Source organism: Streptomyces sp. NPDC093094 (assembly GCF_044754345.1).
Taxonomy (GTDB): domain Bacteria; phylum Actinomycetota; class Actinomycetes; order Streptomycetales; family Streptomycetaceae; genus Streptomyces.
The window spans coordinates 1-23,873 of the sequence record NZ_JBIVOX010000023.1 but is presented as its reverse complement, the minus strand read 5'-3'; the positions used below and the strand labels follow the sequence as shown (position 1 = coordinate 23,873).

The following is a 23,873-nucleotide window of genomic DNA, read 5'->3' as shown; positions in this document are numbered from 1 at the left end:
GCGCTCACTTCAGCCTGCTGGAGGCGAGGATGGACACCAGGTGCAGCAGCGTCTGGAGCAGCGCGATGCCGGCCATCACCGCGACGCCGAGCCGGGTGAAGAACAGGTCGCCGCGCGCCTGGTCGGCGATCGCCAGGACCAGGATCACCAGCGATGCCTCGATGCCGAGGATCAGCCGGTGGAACTTCAGCGCGGCGGCGGCCCTGCGGGCCAGCGCCATGCCGGAGGAGCGCATCTCGGCGGCCGCCTCCTGCACCGGCGGCTTGCCGGCCTGGTGGCGGGCGACCCCGACCAGGTCGGTCTCGGCCTTGATCAGGATCGCGCCGAGCGCGGCCAGGGTGCCGAGGAAGGCCCACAGCCAGTCGACGCGGCCCTCGCCCCACAGGTCGGCGGCGCGCAGCCCGAAGCCGACCAGCACGGCGGCGTCGGTGAGGTAGGCGCCGACCCGGTCGAGGTACACGCCGTTCAGGGAGTACTGCTTCTTCCAGCGCGCGATCTCGCCGTCGACGCAGTCCAGCAGCAGGTACATCTGGACGCACAGCACACCGAGGACCGCGCCCGCGATGCCCGGCACCAGCAGGGCCGGGGCGGCGAGCACGCCGAAGACGGTCATCAGGTACGTGAGCTGGTTGGGCGTGACCCTGGTGTTCACCAGGTAGCGGTCGACCCGCAGGGACACCTCACGCATGTAGAGGCGTCCCATCCAGTGCTCACCGCTGCGCCGGTCCTTGACCCCTGCGGGGTGGACGACCGGACGGAGTTCAGCTACCGATGGCCTTGACATAGTCGGCGTAGATGTCCTTGATCTGGTCGGTTTCGAGGTCGAGGTGTTCGAGGATCGTGTAGCGGCCGGGCCGCGTCTCGGGGGCGAACTCCACGACCCTGACGAATTCCTCGGTCGTGAAGCCGATCTCCTCCGGCAGCACGGGAAGCCCGTGCCGGCGCAGCACGGCGGCCATGAGGGCCGCCTCCTCGTGGGCTCCGCGCAGATACATCGCGAAGGCCGCGCCCAGGCCGCACTGCTCGCCGTGGGCGGCGGCACGGCGGGGGAAGAGCAGGTCGAAGGCGTGGTTGATCTCGTGGCAGGCGCCGGAGGAGGGGCGGGAGTCGCCCGACACCGACATGGCGATGCCGCTGAGCACCAGCGCCTCGGCGAGCACCTGGAGGAAGCCGGTGTCCGCGATGGTTCCGGGGTGGCGCAGCACGGCCTCGCCGGCCTGCCGGGCGATGGCGGCGGCCAGGCCGTCGATCTTCTCGCCCTTGATCCGGTGGGCCAGCTCCCAGTCGGCGATCGCCGAGATGTTGGAGACCGCGTCGCCGATGCCGGCCCGTACGAAGCGCACCGGGGCCTCGCGGACGACGTCCAGGTCGATGACGACGGCGATCGGGTTGGGCACGCCGTAGGAGCCGCGGCCGGCGTCGTTGTCGAGGGTGGCGACCGGGGAGCACAGGCCGTCGTGGGCGAGGTTGGTGGGGACCGCGACCAGGGGCAGGCCGACGCGTGCCGCGGCGAACTTGGCGCAGTCGATGATCTTGCCGCCGCCGAGGCCGACGAGCGCGTCGAAGTGGCCCGCCCTCATGTCGGCGGCGAGCCGGACGGCGTCGTCGAGGGTGCCGCCGCCGACCTCGTACCAGGTGGCGCCGGGCAGGGCGGGCGCGAGGCGTTCGCGCAGCCGGGCGCCGGAACCGCCGCTGACGGCGACGGCGAGCCTGCCGGAGTGCGAGATGCGCTCGTCGGCGAGCACACCCGCGAGGTCGTCGAGGGCACCCGGGCGGATGTCGACGACGACCGGCGAGGGGATCAGCCTGGTCAGTACCGGCACGCGATGTCCCGTCCACGGGCGAGATCGTCGTGGTTGTCGATCTCGACCCAGTCGACCTCGCCGATCGGCGCCACGTCGATCTTGAAGCCGCGGTTCACGAGCTCCTGGTAGCCGTGCTCGTAGAACTGCTGCGGGTCGGTCTCCCAGACGGTCTTCAGCGCGTCGGCCAGCTCGCGGGCAGCGTCGCCCTCGATGAGGGTGACGCCGATGTACTCGCCGGTGGCCTCGGCCGGGTCCATCAGCTTGGTGATCTTCTTCACGCCCTGGTCGGGGCCGACGACGACCTTCATCTCCTCGTCGGCGAGGTCCTTGACCGTGTCCAGGGCGAGGATGATGCGGCGGCCCTCGCCACGGGCGGCCAGCAGGGTCTTCTCGACGGAGACCGGGTGGACGGTGTCCCCGTTGGCGAGGATCACGCCGTCCTTGAGGGCGTCACGGCCGCACCACAGGGAGTAGGCGTTGTTCCACTCCTCGGCCTTGTCGTTGTCGATGAGGGTGAGCTTGAGGCCGTACGTGGCCTCCAGCGCCTCCTTGCGCGCGTACACGGCTTCCTTGCGGTAGCCCACGATGACCGCGACCTCGGTCAGACCGATCTCGGCGAAGTTGCCGAGCGTCAGGTCGAGGACCGTGGGCTCGCCCTCCACGCCCTCGGGCCCCACCGGCACCAGAGCCTTGGGAAGGCTGTCGGTGTAGGGGCGCAGACGCCGGCCTGCGCCGGCTGCCAGCACGAGGCCGATCATGCGGGTTCTCCTTCGTCGTGTACGGCGGGCGCCCCAGCGGACACCCAGAAGCGGATGCTCTCGACGAGCACCACCAGGGCGACGGCCACGGCCACGGCCGTGAGCGCGACCCCGAACTGCGAGCCGGTGAGCAGGGCGGCCAGCACGGTGACGAGCAGCGTCCGCCCCTCCTGCCCCCCGATCGCGCGCACCAGCCAGGCCGGGGGCGCTCCGGCGCCGCCGCGGATGCGGTACACCGTGTCGTAGTGATGGTAGGCGACGGCCGCCACCAGGCCGAAAGCCGCCGGAAGCGCTCCGTTCACCTCGGCCCGGACCGCGAGCGCGAGGACGGTGCCGTACTCGGCGGCGCGGAACAGCGGGGGGACCAGCCAGTCGAGCGGGCCCTTGAGAGGGCGGGCGACGGCGAGTGCGGAGAAGGCGACGTAGATCACGCCGCTCACGACGGGCAGCCAGCTGCCGTACGGCGCGAGGGACACGGTGAGCACGACGGCGGCGGCGCCCAGCAGCGCGGAGACCACGGGGGTGCGCAGCGGCAGCGCGACACGGCTCAGCGACTGGGCGAGCGGGCCGTTGTCGGCCAGGTCCGCGAGCGCCCTGGCCGCCCGGTCGGTCCGCTCGGCCTTGCGGGTCAGCGAGCGCAGCACCCGGCCGGCCGTCGTGTAGGTCGCCGCGAACGCACAGCCGACGAGCAGCGCGTAGAAGGTGATCCGGGGGGTCGTGAGCGCCGTCAGGACCGCGATCATCGCCCAGCGCTCGCCGATCGGCAGGACGATCATCCGGCGCACCCACACCGTCCAGCCGACGCTGTCCAGCTTGTCGGAGAGGGCGGCGGTGGGGCTGGTGTTGGCGGTGGCGTCGTGGTTGGCCTCGTTGAAGGAGAAGTCGACCACGTGCCGGCAGGTCTGGAGGATCATCGCGCCGAGCGCGAGGGCCCACACGTCGTCGCCGCCGCGGGCGGCGCCGAGGGCGAGACCGGCGTAGTAGGCGTACTCCTTGGCCCGGTCGAAGGTGGCGTCCAGCCAGGCGCCGAGCGTGGAGTACTGCAGGGAGTAGCGGGCGAGCTGGCCGTCGGTGCAGTCCAGCACGAAGGAGAAGATCAGCAGGACTCCGGCCGCGACGAATCCGCCGCGGGTGCCGGTGGCCGCGCAGCCAGCCGCGATCAGGGCGGTGAGCAGCGAGGCGGTGGTGACCTGGTTGGGGGTCAGGCCGCGGCGGGCGCACCAGCGGGCGATGTAGCGGGAGTAGGGGCTGATGAAGAAGGTGGTGAAGAAGCCGTCACGGGCCTTCACCGCCGACTTCAGGCGTACGGCCTCGTCGTCGACGGCCAGGACGGACCGCCGGGCCTCGTCGCGGGCCTGCGGGTCGGCCGGGACGGCGGCGACGAGGCTGCCCAGCTCGGGACGGTGCACCGCGGCACCGTCGGTGTCCAGGGCGGTGGCGAGGCGGTCGGCGAGGCTGCCGACGGCGACCGTGCCGGCGCCTGCGTCGCTCTCGCGGGTCAGCGCCCGGCCGAGGGCCTGGCGGCCGGCCGCCTGGGCGGTGACGGCGCCGGGCACGGCGGCGAGCGGGAAGCGGGGGTCGGTCAGGCCCAGGCGGAGCGCGTGGACGTGCCCGACGAAGCGGGGGTCGACCACGGCGACCCGCTGGTCGGCGGGGACCCGCTCCAGAAGCGTCGCGGTGTCGTCCGTGCCGGAGGCCACGCGGACGTCGAAGCCGAGGGACCGCAGATCGCCCTCGATCGACGATCTGGGGACCGGCTCACCGGTGAGGATGGCGGTCGGCAACCGAACTCACTCCCTGGGTCCCGGCGCATCCGCGCCGGTCATGTGCATGATGGGGCGCCCCTTGGGTGCACCAGGCGGGCGGCATGTCGGCAGAGGCTATCGGATGCCGGGAAAGCCGCGTTCACCGGCCGTTCACGGTCCGGTCGACACGGTCCGCCCGTGACCTCCGCCGCGATCATCATCGGTGATCCCGGGCCGGGCGGACAAAATCACGGCTCCGGAACGGGCATTCGCCGCACACGGCGGTCCGGCGGAGGGCGCCGCCCGCTCCCGCGACACACCGGGCGGGCGGCCCGCCGACCGGGGTCCGCTTAGGGTGGGCCACCATGACATGGCTGATCACCGGCGGTGCCGGATACATCGGGGCTCATGTGGCGCGGGCCATGACAGCGGCCGGGGAGAGCGTGGTGGCGCTCGACGACCTCTCGGCCGGGGTCCCGGCACGGCTGCCGGCCGGCGTCCCCCTGGTCGAGGGCTCGACGCTGGACGCGGACCTGCTGCGGCGGGTGCTCGCCGAGCACCGGGTCACCGGTGTGGTGCATCTCGCCGCACGCAAGCAGGTCGCGGAGTCGGTCGCACGGCCCACCTGGTACTACGCGCAGAACGTGGGCGGACTCGCCACGCTGCTGGACGCCGTCGCACAGGCCGGGGTCGACAGGTTCGTCTTCTCCTCGTCCGCGGCCGTCTACGGCACCCCGGACGTGGACCTCATCACCGAGGACATCCCGTGCGCGCCCGTGAACCCCTACGGGGAGACCAAGCTCGCCGGCGAGTGGCTGGTCAGGGCGGCCGGGCGGGCGCACGGCTTCTCCACGGCGTGCCTGCGCTACTTCAACGTGGCGGGCGCCGCCGCGCCCGAGCTGGCGGACACGGGCGTGTTCAACATCGTCCCGATGGTCTTCGACCGGCTCACCCGGGGCGAGGCCCCGCGGATCTTCGGCGACGACTACCCGACGCCGGACGGCACCTGCGTCCGTGACTACATCCACATCGCCGACCTCGCCGAGGCGCATCTCGCGGCGGCCCGGCGGCTGGGCGCGGGCGACGTGCAGGGCGACCTCACGGTCAACATCGGCCGTGGCGTGGGGGTCTCCGTGCGGGAGCTGGTCACCCTGATCGGCGAGGTGACGGGCGATCCGCGGCCCGCCGTCGCCGAGGCCCGCCGTCCCGGGGACGCACCCCGCGCGGTCGCCTCGGCCGCCCTGGCGGCCCGGGAGCTCGGGTGGAAAGCCCGTCACGGGGTACGCGAGATGATCGGGTCGGCCTGGGAGGGCTGGCAGCAGCTGCACGCCGACCGCTAGGTGTCGCACCCGCCGCCCTTCACCCGAACGGCCCGTACGCACCCTGACCTGGGATTCGTTTGCGCAGGTCAGAGCATATGACAACGGTGTTCAGTGCCGCGTTGCCGGATACCCCCCACCCGTAGTTGACTGGGTGCCCGGGCCGATCACAGGAGGGTGGTTTCCCCATGGGGGCAGGTCACGATCACGGGCATGCGCACGGGCACGGCGGGCCGGGCGGCACGGCGACCTCGGCGTACCGCGGGCGGCTGACGGTGGCGCTCTCGATCACCCTCGGCGTGATGGTCGTCGAGATCGTGGGCGGCGTGCTCGCCGACTCCCTCGCGCTGATCGCGGACGCCGCGCACATGGCGACCGACGCCCTCGGTCTCGGGATGGCCCTGCTGGCGATCCGCTTCGCGAGCCTGCCGCCGAGCGCCCGCCGCACCTTCGGCTACGCCCGCGCCGAGATCCTCGCCGCGCTCGCCAACTGTCTGCTGCTGCTCGGGGTGGGCGGTTACGTCCTGTACGAGGCGATCCAGCGGTTCATCACGCCGGCGGGCACCGAGGGCGGGGTGACGATCGTCTTCGCGCTGATCGGCCTGGCCGCGAACACGGTGTCGCTGACCCTCCTGATGCGCGGCAGCCAGGACAGCCTGAACGTGCGCGGGGCCTTCCTGGAGGTGGCGGCGGACGCGCTGGGCTCGGTCGCGGTGCTGGTCTCGGCCGTGGTGATCCTCACCACCGGCTGGCAGTACGCCGACCCGATCGCCTCCCTGGTCATCGGCCTGATGATCGTCCCGCGCACCCTGCGGCTGCTGCGCGAGACCCTCGACGTGCTGCTGGAGTCGGCGCCCAAGGACGTGGACATGGCCGAGGTGCGGTCGCACATCCTGGCGCTGGACGGCGTCGAGGACGTCCACGACCTGCACGCCTGGACCATCACCTCCGGGATGCCCGTCCTGTCGGCGCACGTGGTCGTCAGCTCGGAGGCGCTGAACGCGATCGGCCACGAGAAGATGCTGCACGAACTCCAGGGCTGCCTCGGCGACCACTTCGACGTGGAGCACTGCACCTTCCAGCTGGAGCCGGTGGGGCACGCGGAGCACGAGGCGCGGCTGTGCCACTGACCCCGGGCGGCCGTCACCTCCGGGCGGCCGTCTCCCCCGGGCGGCGCCCTCCCGGCCGGCCGCCGGCCTCTCCCGGCTGACCCCTCGCAGATCAGTTCGCGGATTCCGCGCACGGCGCCCCGGGCACGATCGTCCATCGGGCCCCTCTTCCGGTGCACCTGCGGCCGCAGATGCCGGGAGCGCCGGTTCCGTACGGCAGACTGGGGCGCGAGGAACGAGGCGAAGGATGGGTATGCCGATCACACCTGCCACCGCGGCGCAGCACGCGCCGGAGGGCACCGCGCAAGCGATCTTGCTGGAACTCGTCGACGAGAACGGCGTGACGATCGGCGCCGCGGAGAAGCTCGCCGCCCACCAGCCGCCGGGACAGCTGCACCGTGCGTTCTCGGTGTTCCTCTTCGACGACCGCGGCCGGCTGCTGCTCCAGCGGCGCGCGCTCGGCAAGTACCACTCCCCCGGTGTGTGGTCCAACACCTGCTGCGGCCACCCCTACCCGGGCGAGGCCCCGTTCGCGGCCGCGGCGCGGCGCACGTACGAGGAGCTGGGGGTGTCCCCCTCGCTGATGGCCGAGGCGGGCACGGTCCGCTACAACCACCCGGACCCGGCCTCGGGTCTGGTGGAGCAGGAGTACAACCACCTCTTCGTCGGCATGGTGCAGTCCCCGCTGCGGCCCGACCCGGAGGAGATCGAGGACACGGCCTTCGTGACGCCCGCGGAGCTCGCGGAGCGGCACGCCAGGGATGTGTTCTCCGCCTGGTTCATGACCGTGCTGGACGCCGCGCGCCCGGCCGTCCGCGAGCTGACGGGCGACACCTCCGGCTGGTGAGCTCCGGCCCCGTCGGCCGCCTCGGGCCGGCGGGCCTCAGGCCCGGAAGGCGGGTTCGAGCGGCAGCGCGGCCCAGATCACCTTGCCGCCGCTCGCGGTGTGCTCCACGTCGCACACGCCGCCCGCCTCCCTGGTGATCTCGCGCACCAGCAGCAGCCCCCGGCCGCCGGTCTGGCCGTGATCCGCCTCCAGGGCCGTCGGACGGTAGGGGTGATTGTCCTCGACGGACACCCGCAGCCACTCCGCGCCGACCGCGACCTCCACGGCGAGCATCGGCGACAGCAGGGCCGCGTGCCGGACGGCGTTGGTCACCAGCTCGGAGACGATCAGCAGCAGCCCCTGGACGAGATCGTCCGAGGCGGGCACTCCCTGTCGGTACAGCAGGTCCCGCACGGCATGCCGGGCCTGGGGGACAGAGGCGTCCACGGCGGGGGCGGTGAACCGCCAGACGCCTTCGTACGGCAGCGGGTCCACGGGGCCCGTCTGAAGGGGTGCGTCCGCGTCGCCCGCCGGGCCGGGTCCGCGCCCGTGGGTCTCCATCGTCGGGTCGCCACCCTCGCGCTCGATTGTCGCCACACGTCGAGTGTTGGTACTGAGTCGCTCCCCACCACATGACTGAACACAAGTCAGCAACTATCGAGCGTTTCTGACCGTTGGCGTATGACACAGTCAGTTGTGGGACTGCTCCTGCATCCCTCGTGCCGACTTCGCGAACTTTTCGGGTTGTACGGGTTTGCGGGCCTCCTCGCCCGTTTTGCCGGGAGTTCTCCTCCACCCCCGTGATCCGTCGCACAGAAGCACGGACCGGGGCCCGGGTTAGCATCCCGATCATGGAGCCGCAGCTGCTGCACAGCGTCACCGATTCCGTGGCCACGGTCGTGATCCATCACCCCGCCAAGCGCAACGCCATGACCGCCGCCATGTGGTCCGCGCTGCCGCCGCTGCTCGACGCCCTGGCCGCGGACCCGGGCGTGCGGGCGCTGGTGCTGACCGGCGAGGGCGGCACCTTCTGCGCGGGAGCCGACATCTCCACGCTCCAGGGATCGCCGCGCGCCGCACAGCAACGGGCGGAGCGGGCCGAGGAGGCGCTGGCCGCCTTCCCCCGGCCGACGCTCGCGGCGATCCGGGGCCACTGCGTGGGCGGCGGGGCGCAGCTGGCGGCCGCCTGCGATCTGCGGTTCGCCGAGGAGGACGCCCTGTTCGGGGTGACCCCGGCGAAGCTCGGGCTCGTCTATCCGGCCTCCTCCACACGGCGGCTGGTGGCGCTGACCGGCCCGTCCGCGACCAAGTACCTGCTGTTCTCCGGCGAACTGATCGACGCACGGCGGGCGCTGCGCACCGGGCTGGTGGACGAGCTGCTGCCTCAGGGCGGACTCGACCGGCGTGTGAAGGAGTTCACGCAGGTCCTGGCCTCGCGCTCACTGCTGACGCAGGCCGCCGCGAAGGAGTTCGCCGACGGCCGCACCGACCGGGACGAGCACTGGGCCGAGCAGGCGCGCGGCAGCGGCGACGCCGCGGAGGGCGTCGCCGCGTTCCTTCAGCGCAGGCAGCCGCGCTTCACCTGGACTACGTCAGGATGAAGCGGCTCCTGCCGCGGAACTCCTCCACCAGATGCGCGGGCGCCTTCGCCGGCGAGCCCGCGTCGTAGGGCGGCTGCGGGTCGTACTCCGTCAGCAGCTGCACGGCCTGGGCGTGTTCGTCCCCGGCGATCCGGCCCAGCAGGGCGAGACCCATGTCGATGCCTGAGGAGACCCCGGCGGCCGTGACGTACTTGCCGTCGAACACGACCCGTTCGCCGGTGGACTCGACACCGAACCCCGCCAGGTACTCCAGCGCCAGCCAGTGCGAGGCCGCCCGGCGCCCCTTCAGCAGCCCGGCGGCGGCCAGCAGCAGCGAGCCCGTGCACACGGACGTCGTCCAGGTACTGCTCGCGTCGGCGGTCCGCAGCCAGTCCAGCAGGACCCGGTTGTCCATCTGCTGCGTCTGGCCGGGCCCGCCCGGTACGACGACGATGTCCGGCGCCGGCACCTCGGCGAGCGTGCGGTCGGCGACCAGGGCGAGGCTCCCGGTGTCGCTGCGGACCGGGCCGGCCCGCTCTGCCACGAAGACCAGCTCGGCGTCGGGCAGCCGGCCCAGGGTCTCGTAGGGTCCGACGGCGTCCAGGGCGGTGAAGCGGTCGAAGAGCACGATCGCGATCTGCATGGTTTCCCCTCATTGTCCGAAGGTCGCGGGACGGAAGCGGCGCCGGTACTCGGCGGGCGCCGTTCCCAGGGCCCGCACGAAGGCCCGGCGCATGGACTCGGGCGTGCCGTAGCCGCTCGCGCGGGAGATCTCCTCGACGCCGTCGCCGGTGTCCTCCAGCAGACGGCGGGCGTGTTCGAGGCGGACCCGGTCCACGTACCGGCCGGGGGTCAGCCCGGTCTCGGCGCGGAAGGCGCGGGCGAAGTGGCGCGGCGAGAGCCGGGCGCGGGCGGCGAGCGCCTCGACGGACAGGTCGTCCGCGGGGTGCTCGGTGACCCACTGCTGGACGTCGCGCAGCGGTGCGCGGGCCGCGGTCTGGGCGGCGAGCTGGGCGCTGAACTGGGCCTGGTTGCCCGGCCGGCGCAGGAACACCACCAGATGCCGGGCGACCGTCAGGGCCACGTCCCGGCCCAGGTCCTCCTCCACCAGGGCGAGGGCCAGGTCGATGCCCGCGGTGACCCCGGCCGAGGTGCAGACGTGCTCGTCGCGCACATAGATCGGGGCGGCGTCGACGTCGACCCGCGGATGGTCGCGGGCCAGCTTCTCGCAGTACGCCCAGTGGGTCGTGGCGCGGCGCCCGTCCAGCAGGCCCGCCTCGGCCAGGAGGATCGCGCCCGTGCACACGGACACCAGCCGCCGGGCCCGCGGGCCGCTGCGGCGCAGCCAGCCGACGAGCCGCGGATCGGCGGAGCGGGTGCCCGGACCGCCCGGCACCAGCAGCAGGTCCGGCCCGTCCGGGTCCGCCGGGTCCTCGTCCGTCAGGGCCCGGTCCGGTACGAGGGTCAGCCCGCTGGAGGTGCGGACCGGACCGCCGTCCAGCGAGGCCGTACGGATCCCGTACGCGCCGGGGACACGGGTCGCGGCGCCCGCGAAGACCTCCACGGGGCCCGAGACGTCGAGGCTCTGGAGGTCGTCGAAGAGGACGACGAGCACGGTTCGCTGCGCCATGCCCCCGATTCTTCGGTGCCCCCGGGGCGGCCGCAATGACGAGCACCCCACCTTTCCTGCCATGTGCGGGCGTGCCCGGGAGCGGTACCCGAGGAATCTCCCGTCCGGCCGGCAGAAGGAGTTCCGACGTGTTCCGAGCCGTGGCGGACGTCCTGCGCCGGCTCGGCGGCGCCGTCGCCACCGTGGTGCCCCTGCCGTCCCGGGCGCCGGCCCGGCTGTTCGGCGGTGCCTCGTCGGGCACCCGGCACGGCGCGCGGCACGCCTGAGCCCGCGGCCACGCCCGTGCGCCCGCCCTGATCCCCCGCTGTCGGTGCGACCTGCCACAATTGCCGCGCAACCCGAAGTGGAGAAGGCGGTACGCGTGACGACACCCGGGTCCCTCGGAGCAGGGTCCATCGAAGGCAGGATCGCCGAGGAGCTCGGCGTACGGGAGCGGCAGGTCAAGGCCGCCGTCGAGCTGCTCGACGGCGGCTCGACGGTGCCTTTCATCGCCCGCTACCGCAAGGAAGCCACCGAGATGCTCGACGACGCGCAGCTGCGCACGGTCGAGGAGCGGCTGCGTTATCTGCGGGAGCTGGAGGAGCGCCGGACGGCGATCCTGGAGTCGGTGCGCGAGCAGGGCAAGCTCACCGAGGAGCTCCAGGCGCAGATCCGGGGTGCCGAGACCAAGGCCCGCCTGGAGGACATCTACCTGCCCTACAAGCCCAAGCGGCGCACCAAGGCGCAGATCGCCCGTGAGGCCGGTCTGGAGCCGCTGGCGGAGGGGCTGCTCGGCGACCCGTCCGTGGCGCCGTCGGCCGCGGCCGCGGCGTTCGTCGACGCGGACAAGGGTGTCGCCGACCCGCAGGCGGCGCTGGACGGCGCCCGGGCGATCCTCACCGAACGGTTCTCGGAGGACGCCGACCTGATCGGCGAGCTGCGCGAACGCATGTGGGTGCGCGGGCGCCTCGCCGCCAAGGTGCGCGACGGCAAGGAGGAGGCGGGCGCGAAGTTCGCCGACTACTTCGACTTCACCGAGCCGTTCACCGACCTGCCCTCGCACCGGATCCTGGCGATGCTGCGCGGCGAGAAGGAGGACGTCCTCGACCTCGTCCTGGAGCCGGAGGAGCAGACCGAGGGTCCTTCGTCCTACGAGGGGATCGTGGCGGCGAAGTTCGGCATCGCCGACCGCGGCCGCCCCGGCGACAAGTGGCTCACGGACACGGTCCGCTGGGCGTGGCGCACCCGCGTCCTCGTCCACCTCGGCATCGACCTGCGCCTGAGGCTGCGCACGGCCGCCGAGGACGACGCGGTCGGCGTGTTCGCCGCCAACCTGCGCGACCTGCTGCTCGCCGCCCCGGCCGGCACCCGCGCGACCCTGGGCCTGGACCCCGGCTTCCGTACGGGCGTGAAGGTCGCCGTCGTCGACGCGACCGGCAAGGTCGTCGCCACGGACGTCGTCCACCCGCACGTCCCGGCCAACCGGTGGGACGAGGCCGTCGCCAAGCTGGCGCGGCTGGCGAAGGAGCACGCGGTCGAGCTGATCGCGATCGGCAACGGCACGGCGTCCCGCGAGACCGACAAGCTCGCCGGTGACCTCATCACCCGGCACCCGGAGCTGAAGCTCACCAAGGTGATGGTGTCGGAGGCGGGCGCGTCCGTGTACTCGGCGTCCGCGTTCGCCTCGCAGGAACTGCCGGACATGGACGTCTCCCTGCGCGGCGCGGTGTCCATCGCGCGGCGGCTCCAGGACCCGCTGGCGGAGCTGGTGAAGATCGACCCGAAGTCCATCGGCGTCGGCCAGTACCAGCACGACCTGTCCGAGGTGAAGCTGTCGCGCTCGCTGGACGCGGTGGTCGAGGACTGTGTGAACGGCGTCGGTGTGGACGTCAACACCGCCTCCGCGCCGCTGCTCGCGCGGGTGTCCGGCATCTCCTCCGGGCTCGCCGAGAACATCGTGGCGCACCGCGACGCCAACGGGCCGTTCCGGTCCCGGTCGGAGCTGAAGAAGGTGTCGCGGCTGGGCCCGAAGGCGTACGAGCAGTGCGCGGGCTTCCTGCGGATCCGCGGCGGCGACGACCCGCTGGACTCCTCCAGCGTGCACCCCGAGGCATACCCGGTGGTGCGGCGCATGGTGAAGACCGCGGGGCAGGAGGTGGCCTCGCTGATCGGCAACACCTCGGTGCTGCGCTCGCTGCGGCCGACGGAGTTCGTGGACGAGACCTTCGGTCTGCCGACCGTCACCGACATCATCAAGGAGCTGGAGAAGCCGGGGCGCGACCCTCGTCCGGCGTTCAGGACGGCCACCTTCAAGGAGGGCGTGGAGAAGATCTCCGACCTCGTCTCCGGGATGGTCCTCGAAGGGGTCGTGACCAACGTGGCCGCCTTCGGCGCGTTCGTCGACGTCGGTGTCCACCAGGACGGGCTCGTGCATGTCTCCGCGATGTCGAAGACGTTCGTGAAGGACCCGCGGGACGTCGTCAAGCCGGGTGACATCGTCAAGGTGAAGGTCCTGGACGTGGACATCCCGCGCAAGCGGATCGCGCTGACGCTGCGGCTGGACGACGAGGCGGCCGCGGCGGGGCAGGGCTCCGGCGGGGGCCGCCCGCAGCGGGGCGGCGGGCGGCCCCCGCAGCAGCGGCAGAGCCGCGGCGGCGAACAGCGACAGGGCCGCGGGGGCGGGGGCGGCGGCTCCCGCCAGACTCCGCCGCCGGCCAACAGCGCGATGGCGGACGCCCTGCGCAAGGCGGGCCTGCTGGACCCGAAGAAGGGCAAGCGCTGAGTCACCGGACCGGCTCACCGGACTGAGCCGTCGCCTCCCGGCCCGCCCGCCACACCACGGGCCGGGGGCGACGCGTGCCGGACGACCGCCCGGCATGCCACGGCCCGGGAGGCACTTCCCCCGGCCGTGCGCCTCGTGTGCCACGGCCCGGGAGGCACTTCCCCCGGCCGTGCGCCCCGTGTGCCACGGCCCGGGAGGCCCGGCACCCGGGCGTCCGCCAGACGTCCCCGGGCCGAAGGACACCACGGGCCGGGAGGCGTGGCACGCGGCAGCCCACCGGATGCGCCGCGGCAGCCCACCGCATGCGCCACAGGCCGGGGGACGTCACGCCCGGCGGCCTGCCGGGCACGCCGCGGCCGGAAGGCAATCGCCCGGACCGTACGCCGGACGTGCCCGAGCCGAAGAACACCACGCCCGACCGCCCTCCCGGTGTACCGAGGGGGCGGGAAGCGTTGTGCCCGGCAGTCCACCCCGGGGGCCGGGAGGCGTCGGGCTCGGGCCTCCCGGTGTGCCGGGGGGGGCGGGAAGCGTTGTGCCCGGCAGTCCACCCCGGGGGCCGGGAGGCGCGGCGTCTCGTCCTGGCCCGATACGCCGGGGGGCTGGGGGTGTTGGGCCGAGTGCAGCAGCCGGGGCGGTGGGACACCTCGGGCGGGGCGACGCTGGACGTCCAGTCCTCGCCTCCCGGAGTGATCGATGCGTCTCACCTCGTCCCACCGCCCGGCCCGCCGTGTCTTGCGGTCACGGCGTGCCGCGGTCTCCCTGATCGCGGCCTGTCTGGCCCTGACGGCATCCGCGCCCGCGACCGCCGCCACGCACCCGGGGCCGGCCGATGCCGACGCCCGCCTGCAACGGCTGCTCGACGAGCTGGTGCGGACGCCGGGCGGTCCGCCCGGGGCCATCGCCGTCCTCAAGGAGGGCCGGCACACCCGGGTCGTGCGGGCCGGGGTGGCGGACCTGGAGACCGGCCGCAGGCCGCAGCCGCAGGACCACATGCGCATCGCCAGCACCGCCAAGGCGTTCAGCGGCGCGGTCGCGCTGTCCCTCGTGCAGCTCGGCGACCTGCGGCTCGACGACACCATCGGCAGGTGGCTGCCCCAGCTGCCGGACGCCTGGAACGCCGTGACGCTGCGCCAGCTGCTCCAGCACACCAGCGGGCTGCCCGACTACACCGAGAGCCCCGAGTTCCTCTCGATCATCCAGGCCGATCCCCGGCACCACTTCGACTCGCGCCGGCTGCTCGACTTCGTCGCCGACCGGCCGCTGCGTTTCCCGCCGGGCAGCCGCTACCAGTACTCCAACTCCGACAACATCGCCGTCGCCCTGATGGCCGAGGCGGCGACCGGCGCCCGCTACGAGCGGCTGCTGGCGGAGCTGGTGTACCGGCCGCTGGACCTGCGCCGCACCAGCCTGCCGCAGGGCTACCGGATGCCCGAGCCGTATCTGCACGGGTACGACGTGGCCCCGCCCGCGCCGCCGGAGGACATCAGCGAGGCCCTCAGCATGTCCGGCGTATGGGCGTCGGGCGGCATCGTCTCCACGCCCGCGGATCTGACCCGGTTCATCCGCGGCTACGCCGGGGGCAGCCTGTACGGCCCGCGCGTCGTGCGGGAGCAGCGCCGCTGGATCCCCGGCGCGTCCGAGCCCGCCGGACCCGGGCGGAACTCCGCCGGGCTGGCCCTCTTCCGGTACGAGACCCGGTGCGGAGTCGTGCTCGGGCACACCGGCAACACGCCCGGCTACACCCAGCTGATCGCGGCCACGCCGGACGGCCGCCGGTCGCTGACCTTCTCCGTCACCCGCCAGATCAACCGGACCCAGGCGCCCGAGCTGCTGGAACGGCTGCGCGCGGTGCAGGAGGACTTCGTGTGCGCGCTGCTCAGGAAGAGGGGGTAGGCCCGCCGCACGGCCCTAGCGTTCCGTCACCTTGCCGTCGGCGACCTCCAGGCGGCGGGTGACGTGCACGGCGTCGAGCATGCGCCGGTCGTGGGTGACCAGGAGCAGGGTGCCCTCGTAGGAGTCGAGGGCGGACTCCAGCTGCTCGATGGCGGGCAGGTCGAGATGGTTGGTGGGCTCGTCGAGGACGAGGAGGTTGACGCCCTTGCCCTGGAGCAGGGCGAGGGCGGCCCGGGTGCGCTCGCCCGGTGACAGGGTCGCCGCCGGGCGCAGGACGTGGTCCGCCTTCAGGCCGAACTTGGCCAGCAGGGTGCGCACCTCGGCCGGTTCGGTGTCGGGGACGGCCGCGCCGAAGGCGTCCAGCAGGGTCTCAGGGCCGTGGAACAGCTTGCGGGCCTGGTCGACCTCGCCCACCACGACGCCCGGGCCGAGGAGCGTGTGTCCGGAGTCGAGCGGGACGCGGCCCAGCAGCGCGGCGAGCAGTGTCGACTTGCCCGCGCCGTTGGCGCCGGTGACCGCGACACGGTCGGCCCAGTCGATCTGGAGGGACACCGGGCCGAAGGTGAAGCCGCCCTGGCGGACCTCCGCGTCCCGGAGGGTGGCGACGACCGCGCCCGAACGCGGGGCCGACGCGATCTCCATGCGCAGCTCCCACTCCTTGCGGGGCTCCTCGACGACGTCCAGGCGCTCGATCATGCGCTGGGTCTGGCGGGCCTTCGCGGCCTGCTTCTCGCTGGCCTCGCTGCGGAACTTGCGGCCGATCTTGTCGTTGTCGTTGCCCGCCTTGCGCCGGGCGTTCTTCACGCCCTTGTCCATCCAGCCCCGCTGCATCTGGGCGCGGTCCTGGAGGGCGGACTTCTTGTCGGCGTACTCCTCGTAGTCCTCGCGGGCGTGGCGGCGGGCGGTGGCCCGCTCCTCCAGATATGCCTCGTAGCCGCCGCCGTAGAGGTTGATCTGCCGCTGGGCGAGGTCGAGTTCGAGGACCTTGGTGACCGTTCGGGTGAGGAACTCGCGGTCGTGGCTGACGACGACGGTGCCGGCGCGCAGGCCGGTGACGAAGCTCTCCAGACGTTCCAGGCCGTCCAGGTCGAGGTCGTTGGTGGGCTCGTCGAGCAGGAACACGTCGTAGCGGGAGAGCAGCAGGGAGGCGAGGCCGGCGCGGGCGGCCTGGCCGCCGGACAGCGCGGTCATCGGCTGGTCCAGGTCCACGGCGAGGCCGAGGGAGTCGGCGACCTCCTCGGCCCGCTCGTCGAGGTCGGCGCCGCCCAGGTCGAGCCAGCGCTCCAGACTCACGGCGTAGGCGTCGTCGGCGCCGGGCGTGCCGTCGACGAGTCCCTGGGTGGCCTCGTCCATGATCCGCTGGGCCTCGGCGACGCCGGTGCGGCGGGCCAGGAACGCGCGGACCGTCTCGCCGGGGCGGCGCTCCGGCTCCTGCGGGAGGTGGCCGACGGTGGCCGTGGGCGGGGAGAGCCTGATCTCGCCGTGTTCCGGTGCGGCGAGCCCGGCCAGCAGCCGGAGGAGGGTGGACTTCCCGGCGCCGTTCGCACCGACGAGCCCGATCACGTCGCCGGGGGCGACGACCAGGTCGAGACCGGTGAACAGCGAGCGGTCGCCGTGTCCGGCGGCGAGGTCCTTGGCGACGAGGGTGGCAGTCATCAGGACGCCGATCCTAATGGGCGCGGACGGGGGGCTCCGCCCGGGTTTCCGCGGAGCCCCCACCACCACACCACGGGCGCGCTGTGCGCCGGTGGTCCTGCGGGCGCACGGTCAGCGCACCACCGCACGGTCAGCGCCCCACCGGCTCGACCAGCACGCTCCCCGTCGTCCGTGCCACGAGGTACGCCTCCCCCTTCACCGCCCTCGCGTCCAGGGCGATGCGGTGCCGGCCCGGGTCCAGGACCGCGTCGAGCACCTCATGGGTGTGCGTGCGGTGGAGACGGTCCAGGCGGTACGCCGTCACCCGGACCCTGCAGCGCGAGGCGACCTCGACCGCGGCCTCCCCGCCCGAGGCCACCAGCCGGGTCAGGCGGCGCCGGTCCACGGGGCTGCGGTCGAGGGCGTGCTCGATCTGGGCGACGAGGAGGGGGACGATCGGGGCCGGCCCGTCGACATGGACCACGTCGGCTCCGGCGCGCTCGAAGGCGAGACGCACCGCGGCGCGTTCCCGCTCGCCGACCGCGCGGCCGAAGGCGACGGCACCGTAGGCGGCCAGTTCCTCGGCGGGCACGTCCTCGGCGTCACGGGTGATGTCGGCGCCGATGCCGATCGTGCGCAGGGCCGCCGCGAGCCGGGCGAGGACGGCGACCCGGGCACCGATCAGCAGGACGCGCCGCCGGACGGCGGCGTCGCTGCCGCCGTCGGTGAGCGCGTTCAGCGCGGATCTGTACTCCCGGCCCGCGAAGCGGAACGGGCCTATGCCGTGGTAGCCGTCGCGGTCCAGGTCGACGTGCGGCGCGGTCTGCCAGGCGAAGTCCCGCCAGACGAAGTCGTCGCCGTCCTGCTCGATGACCGCGGTGACCGCGCCGCAGGCGAGGTCCTCGCAGTCGGGGCAGCCGTAGATGACGTACCGGTCGCCGGGCAGCGGTGCGGGCGCGTCCGGCTCCAGGAGCAGGGCACGGACCTGGGCGGTGAAGATGGCGGGCGGGATGTCGGAGGCGAGCGGGGAGACGGCGTCGACGTCGTCGAGCCGGAACAGCAGCGGGCGGCCGTCGACGACGAAGTCGACGAAGTCGCGGTGGAGTTGATAGGCGCCGTCGGGGAGCACGCCGCCGGTGCGTATCGCCGGGGCCAGGCCGAAAGTCGCGTACGCGGCACACATGTGGTGAGTATCCCCGCCCTCAAACCGCTTCGACCGCGGTCGTCGGCCGGGGATCCGGTGCGCCTGCGGGACGCGCGGTGCCCGCCCGGACCGCGCAGGCCCTTGGGCGGGGCGGGCGCGGGGCGGTGGGACGCCGTGCCGATGGTGGCGCGGGGCGAAGGCGCACGTGTCACCCGTCGGGGGGACCCGGGCAAGGGGTGCGGGACAGGTCCGGGGCGAGGGCGCCGAAGCGGACGGAGAGAGCGGAGGGCACCAGGTGGCCTGTTTCGGCCGGATGGCGTTCATGTGACGGCGGGGGCCGTGGACAGGCTGTGGGGCACAGGGACTCAATAGGCTCCGAACAGACCTCGTGCCCCTACGACTTGGAGCTTTCGTGCACCGCAGAATCATCGCGCCGGGCGCACTGGCGGCGGCCACCGTACTGCTGGCGATCCCGGCATCGGCCGCCGGCTTCTCCCCGGGCGCACCGGGCATCGGCGACCCCTACTACCCGGACTACGGCAACGGCGGATACGACGTCTCCCACTACGACCTGCGGCTGAAGTACCAGCCGGCGACGGACGAGCTGGAGGGCACCGCGACCCTGCTGGCCCGCACCACCGAGGACCTGTCGCGGTTCGACCTGGACTTCCTGCTGGACGTCGACGAGGTACGGGTCAACGGCAGCAGAGCCGCGTTCAGGACCTCGGGCGAGCACGAGCTGGAGATCACGCCGAAGTCGCCGCTGCGCAAGGGCTCGGACGTCACGGTGGTGGTCCGCTACCGCGGGGTGCCCTCCCAGAAACAGGCGTACGGCTTCACCAGCTGGCACCGCACCCCGGACGGCGGCGTCGGCGCGAACGAGCCCGAGGCGGCCTGGTGGTGGTTCCCGAGCAACGACCACCCGCTGGACAAGGCCACCTACGACGTGTCGGTGCTGGTTCCCGACGGTACGCAGGCCATCTCCAACGGCCGTCTCCGGTCGACCTCCTCGCGGCTGGGCTGGACCCGCTGGAACTGGCGTTCCGACCGGCCGCAGGCGACGTATCTGGCCACACTCGCGGTCGGGAAGTTCGACATCACCACGGGCACGACCGACAGCGGCATCCCGGTCGTCAACGCCTACAGCAAGGATCTCGGGGAGAACTACGGGGCGGCGCGGGCCAGCGTGGAGCGGTCGGGCGAGATCGCCGACTGGCTCGTCGAGTACTTCGGGCCGTATCCGTACGACGCGCTCGGCGGGTACGTGCCGAACACGGACACCGGGTACGCGCTGGAGACGCAGACACGGCCCTTCTACAGCCCGCGGCAGTTCGCGAACGGGTCGAACACCTCCGTGGTGGTGCACGAGCTGGCCCACCAGTGGTACGGGGACCTGGTGTCGGTCGCCGGGTGGAAGGACATCTGGATCAACGAGGGCTTCGCGCGGTACGCGCAGTGGCTGTGGTCCGAGCACGAGGGGGAGGGCACGGCGCGGGAGATCGCCGACTACGTGTACGCCTCGCACGGCGCCGACGACCCGTTCTGGACGGTGAAGCCGGGCGATCCCGGACCGGAGAACCAGTTCCACCTCGCCGTCTACGACCGGGGCGCGCTGGCCCTGCAGGCGCTGCGTGACGAGATCGGCGACGAGGCGTTCTTCGCGGTCCTCAAGGGCTGGCCGCAGCGGTACGCGTACGGCAACGCGACCGTGGCGGACTTCGTGGCCTACGCGCAGGAGGTGTCGGGGCAGCGGCTGGACGCGCTGTTCGACACATGGCTGTTCCAGCCGGGGAAGCCGGCGGCTCCGGCGGCCCGCGCGGCGTCCGTCGCACGGGCCGCCGGGGCGCCCGTGCAGCCGAGGTCGTGGCGCAGCATCGCCGCGACGAACGGGGTGCACGCGCACTGAACCGGTCCGGGAAGGCCGGACCGGTCGACCGGTCCGGCCTTCCCGGACGGGCGGCCTTCCCGGACGGGCGGCCTTCCCGGACCGACCCGGTCAGCGGCTCCGGACCGACCCGGTCAGCGGCTCCGGGCCGCTGCCGGGCCGGACCGCGCGGTGACCGGCTCGCCCAGCACTCGGGCGGCGAGTTCCTCCGCCCAGACCGGGACCTGGGCGCGCAGTTCCTCCTCGGCGGCCGCGCGGTCCGTCCCGAGACGGACCGCGGCCTCGGCGAGGAGCCTGTCGCGTTCGCGCAGGGCGTCCGCGCGGGCCTCGGCGATCAGGGCCGCGCCCTGCTCCCGGGCCCTGCGGCGGATGTCCGCGGCGTCGTGCCGGGCGTCGGCGAGCAGGGCGAGGGTCTCGCGCCGGACCGCCTCGGCACGGCCGCGCACCAGGTCGGCCCGGCGGGTGGCGCCCTCCGTCGCCTCCTCGCGCGCTTCCAGGACCCGGTCGATCCTCGGGAGCAGCCGGGCCAGGGCGACGTAGCAGCAGGTGAACGCCACCAGCGCGACCGCCGTCTCCAGCACCCGGGGATTCAGCGGACCGATCTGTGCCGGGATCAGCTCCATGTCCCTGCCTCACTCGCCTGACGGTCAGTCATGGTCGTAGACGGTCACCGGGATCCCCCGCCGCACCAGCCGCCCGGTGACCAGCGGCTCCACCCTGCTCCACCTGCCCCCGGCGAGACCGCAGCCTATGCGGGGCATGTGCACGGAGGCTCCCAGCGCGGCCGCCCGCCCCGCGAGGGCGTCCAGGGCGGTGTCGACGGCCTCGTAGCGCACCGGGACGCCCTTGCTGCCGGTGCGTGTGCCGCGCTGCCCGATCATGTTGGCCACCCAGACGTACGGTTCGACCTGGACGAGCTGGAGCGCGCCGAGCCCGAAGTCGTTCGTCGCGCGCTCGCGGTGCCATGCGCGGTACGCGGCCTCGGGCTGCGGCCAGCGGCGCGACAGCGCGAGGACGAAGCCCTTCCCCCAGCCCCCGATGTCGTTGCAGACATGGGCGATGACCCTGGGGCCCTTGGCCGTCGGGGCGGTGGCGTCACCTCGTACGTACACGATCTCCGGCATGACGTCACCGTAGGCGATGCCACTGACAGGGGCGGTGAGCCGCCGCCGCGGGACGTCCGCGGGCCGGGCGGGTCCGTGGGGGCGGGGGGACCGCCACGGCTCCGGCTGTCACAGCGCCGGTGCGACAGCGATACTGCTGGACATGACGACGGACACCGGGGAGCCGACCCTCACGATCGACGAGCTGGCCGCCCGCACGGGCGTCACGGTGCGCACGGTGCGGTTCTACGGAACCAAGGGGCTGCTGCCCCCGCCGGTGATCGGTCCGCGCCGGGTGGGCCGCTACGGCCCCGGGCACGTGGCGCGTCTGGCGCTGATCGAGGAGCTTCAGCGGCAGGGCATGACGCTCGCGGCGATCGAACGTCATCTGAGCGCGCTGCCGCCCGGGCTGAGCCCGCACGACCTGGCCGTCCACCGGGCCGTGGTGGCCTCCTGGGCCCCGGAGGCGGTGGAGTCGGTGCCGCGGGAGGAGCTGGCGCGGCTGGCCGGGCGGACGCTCGGCGACGAGGACGTGGAGCGGCTCGCCGCGATGGATGTGATCACCCGCGAGGACGACGGCCGCTTCCGGGTGGACACCGGTCTGCTGCGGCTCGGTGTCGAACTGCTCGACGTACCGCTGTCGCAGGAGACGCTCCTGGCCGCCCGCGCCACGCTGATCGCGCATTCGCGGGCGGCGGCGGGCGAGCTGTCGCGGCTCCTGCGGGAGGCGGTCGCCGAGCGCGCCCCGCAGGAGGTGAAGTCGCTGACCGCGCACATGCATCCGCTGGTGGTGGAGGCCCTGCTGACGACGTTCCAGCGGTCGCTGCGCGAGGAACTGCGCGCGTGGCTCACCGAGCCACGCGCCTGAGCCCGGCCGTCAGCAGCGCGGCAGCGGCTTGCTGTACGAGGTGGATCCGGGTGTGGCCACGTAGTGGTCGGTGACGTAGCGGCCGTCGTCGAGGCGGTTCCACACCGAGGTCGTGCCGACCCTGCCGCCGGGGCGCTGGCAGGTGACCCAGGCGAGTGCGCCGCCCGGCAGGGTGCCGACAGCCGTGTATCCGTTGCCGGGACCGCTGCGTTCGGTCAGTCCGCCGGCGGCGGTCACCTGGTAGGGGTGGGCGCAGCGGGGCAGCGGCGCGCTGTAGCCGGTGCCGGACGGGGTGCTGACGTAGTGGTCGGTCACGTAGTGGCCGGTGGTGAGCCGGTTCCACACCGAGGTGGTGCCGACCTTGGTGCCGGGCGTCTGGCAGACGACCCGGACGGTGGCGCCGGGCGCGTGGGTGCCGGCCACGGGGTAGCCCGTGCCGGGTCCGGTGCGGGCGTTGAGCGGTGTCGTGCTGGTCACCTTGTAGGGGTGGGCGACGGTGGCGACGGGTGTGTCGAGGCGGTTGGTGTCGATGTTGATCGTGACGCCGCCGTACGTCTCGTCGTGGCTGCCGCGGAACTGCTTGGCGCGCTGGTGGCGGGCCCACTTGGAGTCGGCGATGTTCGCCCAGCCCTTGAGGGAGTCGATGCCGTCGTAACGGGCGATCCACAGGGCGTCGGGGCGGGCGTAGGCGGTGGAGTTGTGGACGTCGGAGAGCTGCTTGGCGCCGAGGTTGAGGTTCATGTAGACGCCGGAGACCCAGCCGACGCGGTGCAGTTCCTTCGTCCAGGCGGAGAGGTAGGTGAGGACGGCGGCGCGGCAGCCGGTGTCGGTCTGGCTGTAGTGCTCGATGTCGTTGTAGAGGGCGCTGCCGGGCAGCATGCCGAGGGCTTTCGCGGCCTTGACGGCCTCGGCGGCGGCCGCGGTGCCCTGGGCGCGTGCGGTCGTCAGGGTCCTGCTGATCTTGGTGTCGGTGGGGCGTGCTCCGCAGGGCGGTTGCAGGCCCTTGTGTATGGGCAGCAGACGCCACTTCAGCTGGGACACCGAGGCCACCCAGGCGGGCGTCAGCTCGGGCTGCCGGCAAGTGCGGTTGGCGCCGGAGACGTAGACGCCGACGGCGCGGTACGGCGAGGCGTTCCAAGCCTTGATCGAGTTCAACGGCTGGGCCGTGCACGCGTCGAAGGCGAGGCCGGAGTAGCGGGTCGCGGTCGTGCCCGCCGGATAGGTGACGGGGGTGGCCGGTTCGGCAGAGGCGGCGGGGGCGGCCACCAGAACGGCGGCCGGGCTCAGGACGCAGACGGCGAGGACGGCGGTGAGTCTTCGCATGGCGGGGTGCTGATGCGACATGACGGCCCCCCAGGGCGCGCGATGGATTGTGGCCCCAGAGTTGGCCTTTGTCCTTCTCGCGGCAAGAGGTCGTACCGTCCTGTTCCAGCCCTATTACGGAGTTGATGCACCGCGGCCCCGGCAGGACGGTCACCGGGGCCGCGGTGGTGTGTCGCGTCAGCGCGCGTCGGTGAAGGTCTCCCCCCGCTCGGCCTTCTCGACGAGCAGCGCGGGCGGGGTGAAGCGGTCGCCGTAGCGTGCGGCGAGTTCCCGCGCGCGGGCCACGAAGCCGGGCAGGCCGCCGTCGTAGCCGTTGACGTACTGGAGCACGCCGCCCGTCCACGCGGGGAAGCCGATGCCCAGGATGGAGCCGATGTTGGCGTCGGCGACGGAGGTCAGCACGCCCTCCTCCAGGAGGCGGACGGTGTCCAGAGCCTCGGAGAACAGCATGCGTTCCTGCATGTCACGGAACGGGATGGCGGCGTCGGG

The 23,873-nt window shown here is 73.2% G+C and carries 21 protein-coding genes and 1 pseudogene; 9 read left to right on the top strand and 13 right to left on the bottom strand.

The features are described from left to right. Positions 1-4: 4 nt before the first annotated feature. The 4 genes from ACIQGV_RS33965 to ACIQGV_RS33950 are packed head-to-tail and all read right to left on the bottom strand — an operon-like array spanning position 5 to position 4,347. Positions 5-784: a CDP-alcohol phosphatidyltransferase family protein gene (locus tag ACIQGV_RS33965; RefSeq protein WP_402501748.1), complete on the bottom strand. Its 780-nt coding sequence runs from the start codon at positions 782-784 to the stop codon at positions 5-7. After that, positions 762-1,823: an iron-containing alcohol dehydrogenase family protein gene (locus tag ACIQGV_RS33960; protein ID WP_402501746.1), complete on the bottom strand. Its 1,062-nt coding sequence runs from the start codon at positions 1,821-1,823 to the stop codon at positions 762-764. The genes ACIQGV_RS33965 and ACIQGV_RS33960 overlap by 23 nt, the downstream gene beginning before the upstream one ends. Continuing rightward, on the bottom strand, positions 1,811-2,563 hold the full coding sequence (locus ACIQGV_RS33955) for a sugar phosphate nucleotidyltransferase (protein ID WP_402501742.1): 753 nt from the start codon (positions 2,561-2,563) through the stop codon (positions 1,811-1,813). Before ACIQGV_RS33955 ends, ACIQGV_RS33960 begins: the two co-directional genes overlap by 13 nt. Beyond that, positions 2,560-4,347 carry a DUF5941 domain-containing protein gene (locus ACIQGV_RS33950; protein WP_402501740.1) on the bottom strand — a complete coding sequence of 596 codons (1,788 nt, stop codon included), beginning with the start codon at positions 4,345-4,347 and terminating at the stop codon, positions 2,560-2,562. Before ACIQGV_RS33950 ends, ACIQGV_RS33955 begins: the two co-directional genes overlap by 4 nt. 326 nt (positions 4,348-4,673) lie before the next feature. Here ACIQGV_RS33950 and galE point away from each other — a divergent pair, with 326 nt between their 5' ends. The 3 genes from galE (at position 4,674) to idi (ending at position 7,583) form a co-directional block, all read left to right on the top strand. Next, a complete protein-coding gene (gene galE / locus ACIQGV_RS33945; protein ID WP_402501738.1) occupies positions 4,674-5,648 on the top strand; it encodes a UDP-glucose 4-epimerase GalE in 975 nt (324 codons plus the stop codon). Between the two features lie 167 nt (positions 5,649-5,815). Continuing rightward, complete coding sequence (locus ACIQGV_RS33940; RefSeq protein ID WP_402501735.1) at positions 5,816-6,757, top strand: cation diffusion facilitator family transporter; 942 nt, start codon at positions 5,816-5,818, stop codon at positions 6,755-6,757. Between the two features lie 232 nt (positions 6,758-6,989). Then, the gene (gene idi / locus ACIQGV_RS33935) at positions 6,990-7,583 is read left to right on the top strand and encodes an isopentenyl-diphosphate Delta-isomerase (RefSeq protein WP_402501732.1); all 594 of its coding nucleotides are present in this window, start codon (positions 6,990-6,992) and stop codon (positions 7,581-7,583) included. A gap of 36 nt (positions 7,584-7,619) precedes the next feature. Here the strand turns inward: idi and ACIQGV_RS33930 are convergent, their stop codons facing one another. Next, positions 7,620-8,123 carry an ATP-binding protein gene (locus tag ACIQGV_RS33930; RefSeq protein ID WP_402501928.1) on the bottom strand — a complete coding sequence of 168 codons (504 nt, stop codon included), beginning with the start codon at positions 8,121-8,123 and terminating at the stop codon, positions 7,620-7,622. 290 nt (positions 8,124-8,413) lie between these two features. Here ACIQGV_RS33930 and ACIQGV_RS33925 point away from each other — a divergent pair, with 290 nt between their 5' ends. After that, positions 8,414-9,163, top strand: coding sequence for an enoyl-CoA hydratase/isomerase family protein (locus ACIQGV_RS33925; RefSeq protein WP_402501729.1), 750 nt, complete (start codon positions 8,414-8,416; stop codon positions 9,161-9,163). Here the strand turns inward: ACIQGV_RS33925 and ACIQGV_RS33920 are convergent. Both ACIQGV_RS33920 and ACIQGV_RS33915 read right to left on the bottom strand, forming a co-directional pair. Then, positions 9,150-9,785: a DJ-1/PfpI family protein gene (locus ACIQGV_RS33920; protein WP_402501726.1), complete on the bottom strand. Its 636-nt coding sequence runs from the start codon at positions 9,783-9,785 to the stop codon at positions 9,150-9,152. The genes ACIQGV_RS33925 and ACIQGV_RS33920 overlap by 14 nt on opposite strands. A gap of 9 nt (positions 9,786-9,794) precedes the next feature. Beyond that, entirely contained in the window at positions 9,795-10,772 is a 978-nt protein-coding gene (locus tag ACIQGV_RS33915; protein ID WP_402501723.1) for a GlxA family transcriptional regulator, read from the bottom strand. A 128-nt stretch (positions 10,773-10,900) separates the two neighbouring features. On the opposite strand from ACIQGV_RS33915, the gene ACIQGV_RS33910 reads away from it, so the two are divergent. The 3 genes from ACIQGV_RS33910 (at position 10,901) to ACIQGV_RS33900 (ending at position 15,426) form a co-directional block, all read left to right on the top strand. After that, positions 10,901-11,038: an LPFR motif small protein gene (locus ACIQGV_RS33910; RefSeq protein ID WP_402501721.1), complete on the top strand. Its 138-nt coding sequence runs from the start codon at positions 10,901-10,903 to the stop codon at positions 11,036-11,038. A 95-nt stretch (positions 11,039-11,133) separates the two neighbouring features. Next, positions 11,134-13,533 carry a Tex family protein gene (locus tag ACIQGV_RS33905; RefSeq protein ID WP_402501718.1) on the top strand — a complete coding sequence of 800 codons (2,400 nt, stop codon included), beginning with the start codon at positions 11,134-11,136 and terminating at the stop codon, positions 13,531-13,533. Positions 13,534-14,226: 693 nt separating this feature from the next. Continuing rightward, positions 14,227-15,426, top strand: coding sequence for a serine hydrolase domain-containing protein (locus ACIQGV_RS33900; RefSeq protein ID WP_402501716.1), 1,200 nt, complete (start codon positions 14,227-14,229; stop codon positions 15,424-15,426). A 15-nt stretch (positions 15,427-15,441) separates the two neighbouring features. Here the strand turns inward: ACIQGV_RS33900 and ACIQGV_RS33895 are convergent, their stop codons facing one another. Both ACIQGV_RS33895 and ACIQGV_RS33890 read right to left on the bottom strand, forming a co-directional pair. Beyond that, complete coding sequence (locus ACIQGV_RS33895) at positions 15,442-17,082, bottom strand: ABC-F family ATP-binding cassette domain-containing protein (protein WP_402501713.1); 1,641 nt, start codon at positions 17,080-17,082, stop codon at positions 15,442-15,444. 130 nt (positions 17,083-17,212) lie between these two features. Then, complete coding sequence (locus ACIQGV_RS33890) at positions 17,213-18,244, bottom strand: oxidoreductase (protein WP_402501710.1); 1,032 nt, start codon at positions 18,242-18,244, stop codon at positions 17,213-17,215. Between the two features lie 373 nt (positions 18,245-18,617). Here ACIQGV_RS33890 and ACIQGV_RS33885 point away from each other — a divergent pair, with 373 nt between their 5' ends. Beyond that, positions 18,618-20,111: a M1 family metallopeptidase gene (locus ACIQGV_RS33885; RefSeq protein WP_402501708.1), complete on the top strand. Its 1,494-nt coding sequence runs from the start codon at positions 18,618-18,620 to the stop codon at positions 20,109-20,111. Between the two features lie 113 nt (positions 20,112-20,224). Here the strand turns inward: ACIQGV_RS33885 and ACIQGV_RS33880 are convergent, their stop codons facing one another. Next, positions 20,225-20,713, bottom strand: a complete 489-nt coding sequence (locus tag ACIQGV_RS33880) for a hypothetical protein (RefSeq protein WP_402501705.1) — start codon at positions 20,711-20,713, stop codon at positions 20,225-20,227. 24 nt (positions 20,714-20,737) lie between these two features. Beyond that, the gene (locus ACIQGV_RS33875) at positions 20,738-21,214 is read right to left on the bottom strand and encodes an Appr-1-p processing protein (RefSeq protein WP_402501702.1); all 477 of its coding nucleotides are present in this window, start codon (positions 21,212-21,214) and stop codon (positions 20,738-20,740) included. A 142-nt stretch (positions 21,215-21,356) separates the two neighbouring features. Here ACIQGV_RS33875 and ACIQGV_RS33870 point away from each other — a divergent pair, with 142 nt between their 5' ends. Next, a complete protein-coding gene (locus ACIQGV_RS33870) occupies positions 21,357-22,061 on the top strand; it encodes a MerR family transcriptional regulator (RefSeq protein WP_402501699.1) in 705 nt (234 codons plus the stop codon). Positions 22,062-22,070: 9 nt separating this feature from the next. On the opposite strand, the gene ACIQGV_RS33865 is transcribed toward ACIQGV_RS33870, so the two are convergent. Both ACIQGV_RS33865 and ACIQGV_RS33860 read right to left on the bottom strand, forming a co-directional pair. Then, positions 22,071-23,384, bottom strand: a complete 1,314-nt coding sequence (locus ACIQGV_RS33865) for a glycoside hydrolase domain-containing protein (RefSeq protein ID WP_402501697.1) — start codon at positions 23,382-23,384, stop codon at positions 22,071-22,073. A 177-nt stretch (positions 23,385-23,561) separates the two neighbouring features. Continuing rightward, a pseudogene (locus tag ACIQGV_RS33860) lies at positions 23,562-23,873 on the bottom strand (3-hydroxyacyl-CoA dehydrogenase); the annotation flags it as partial.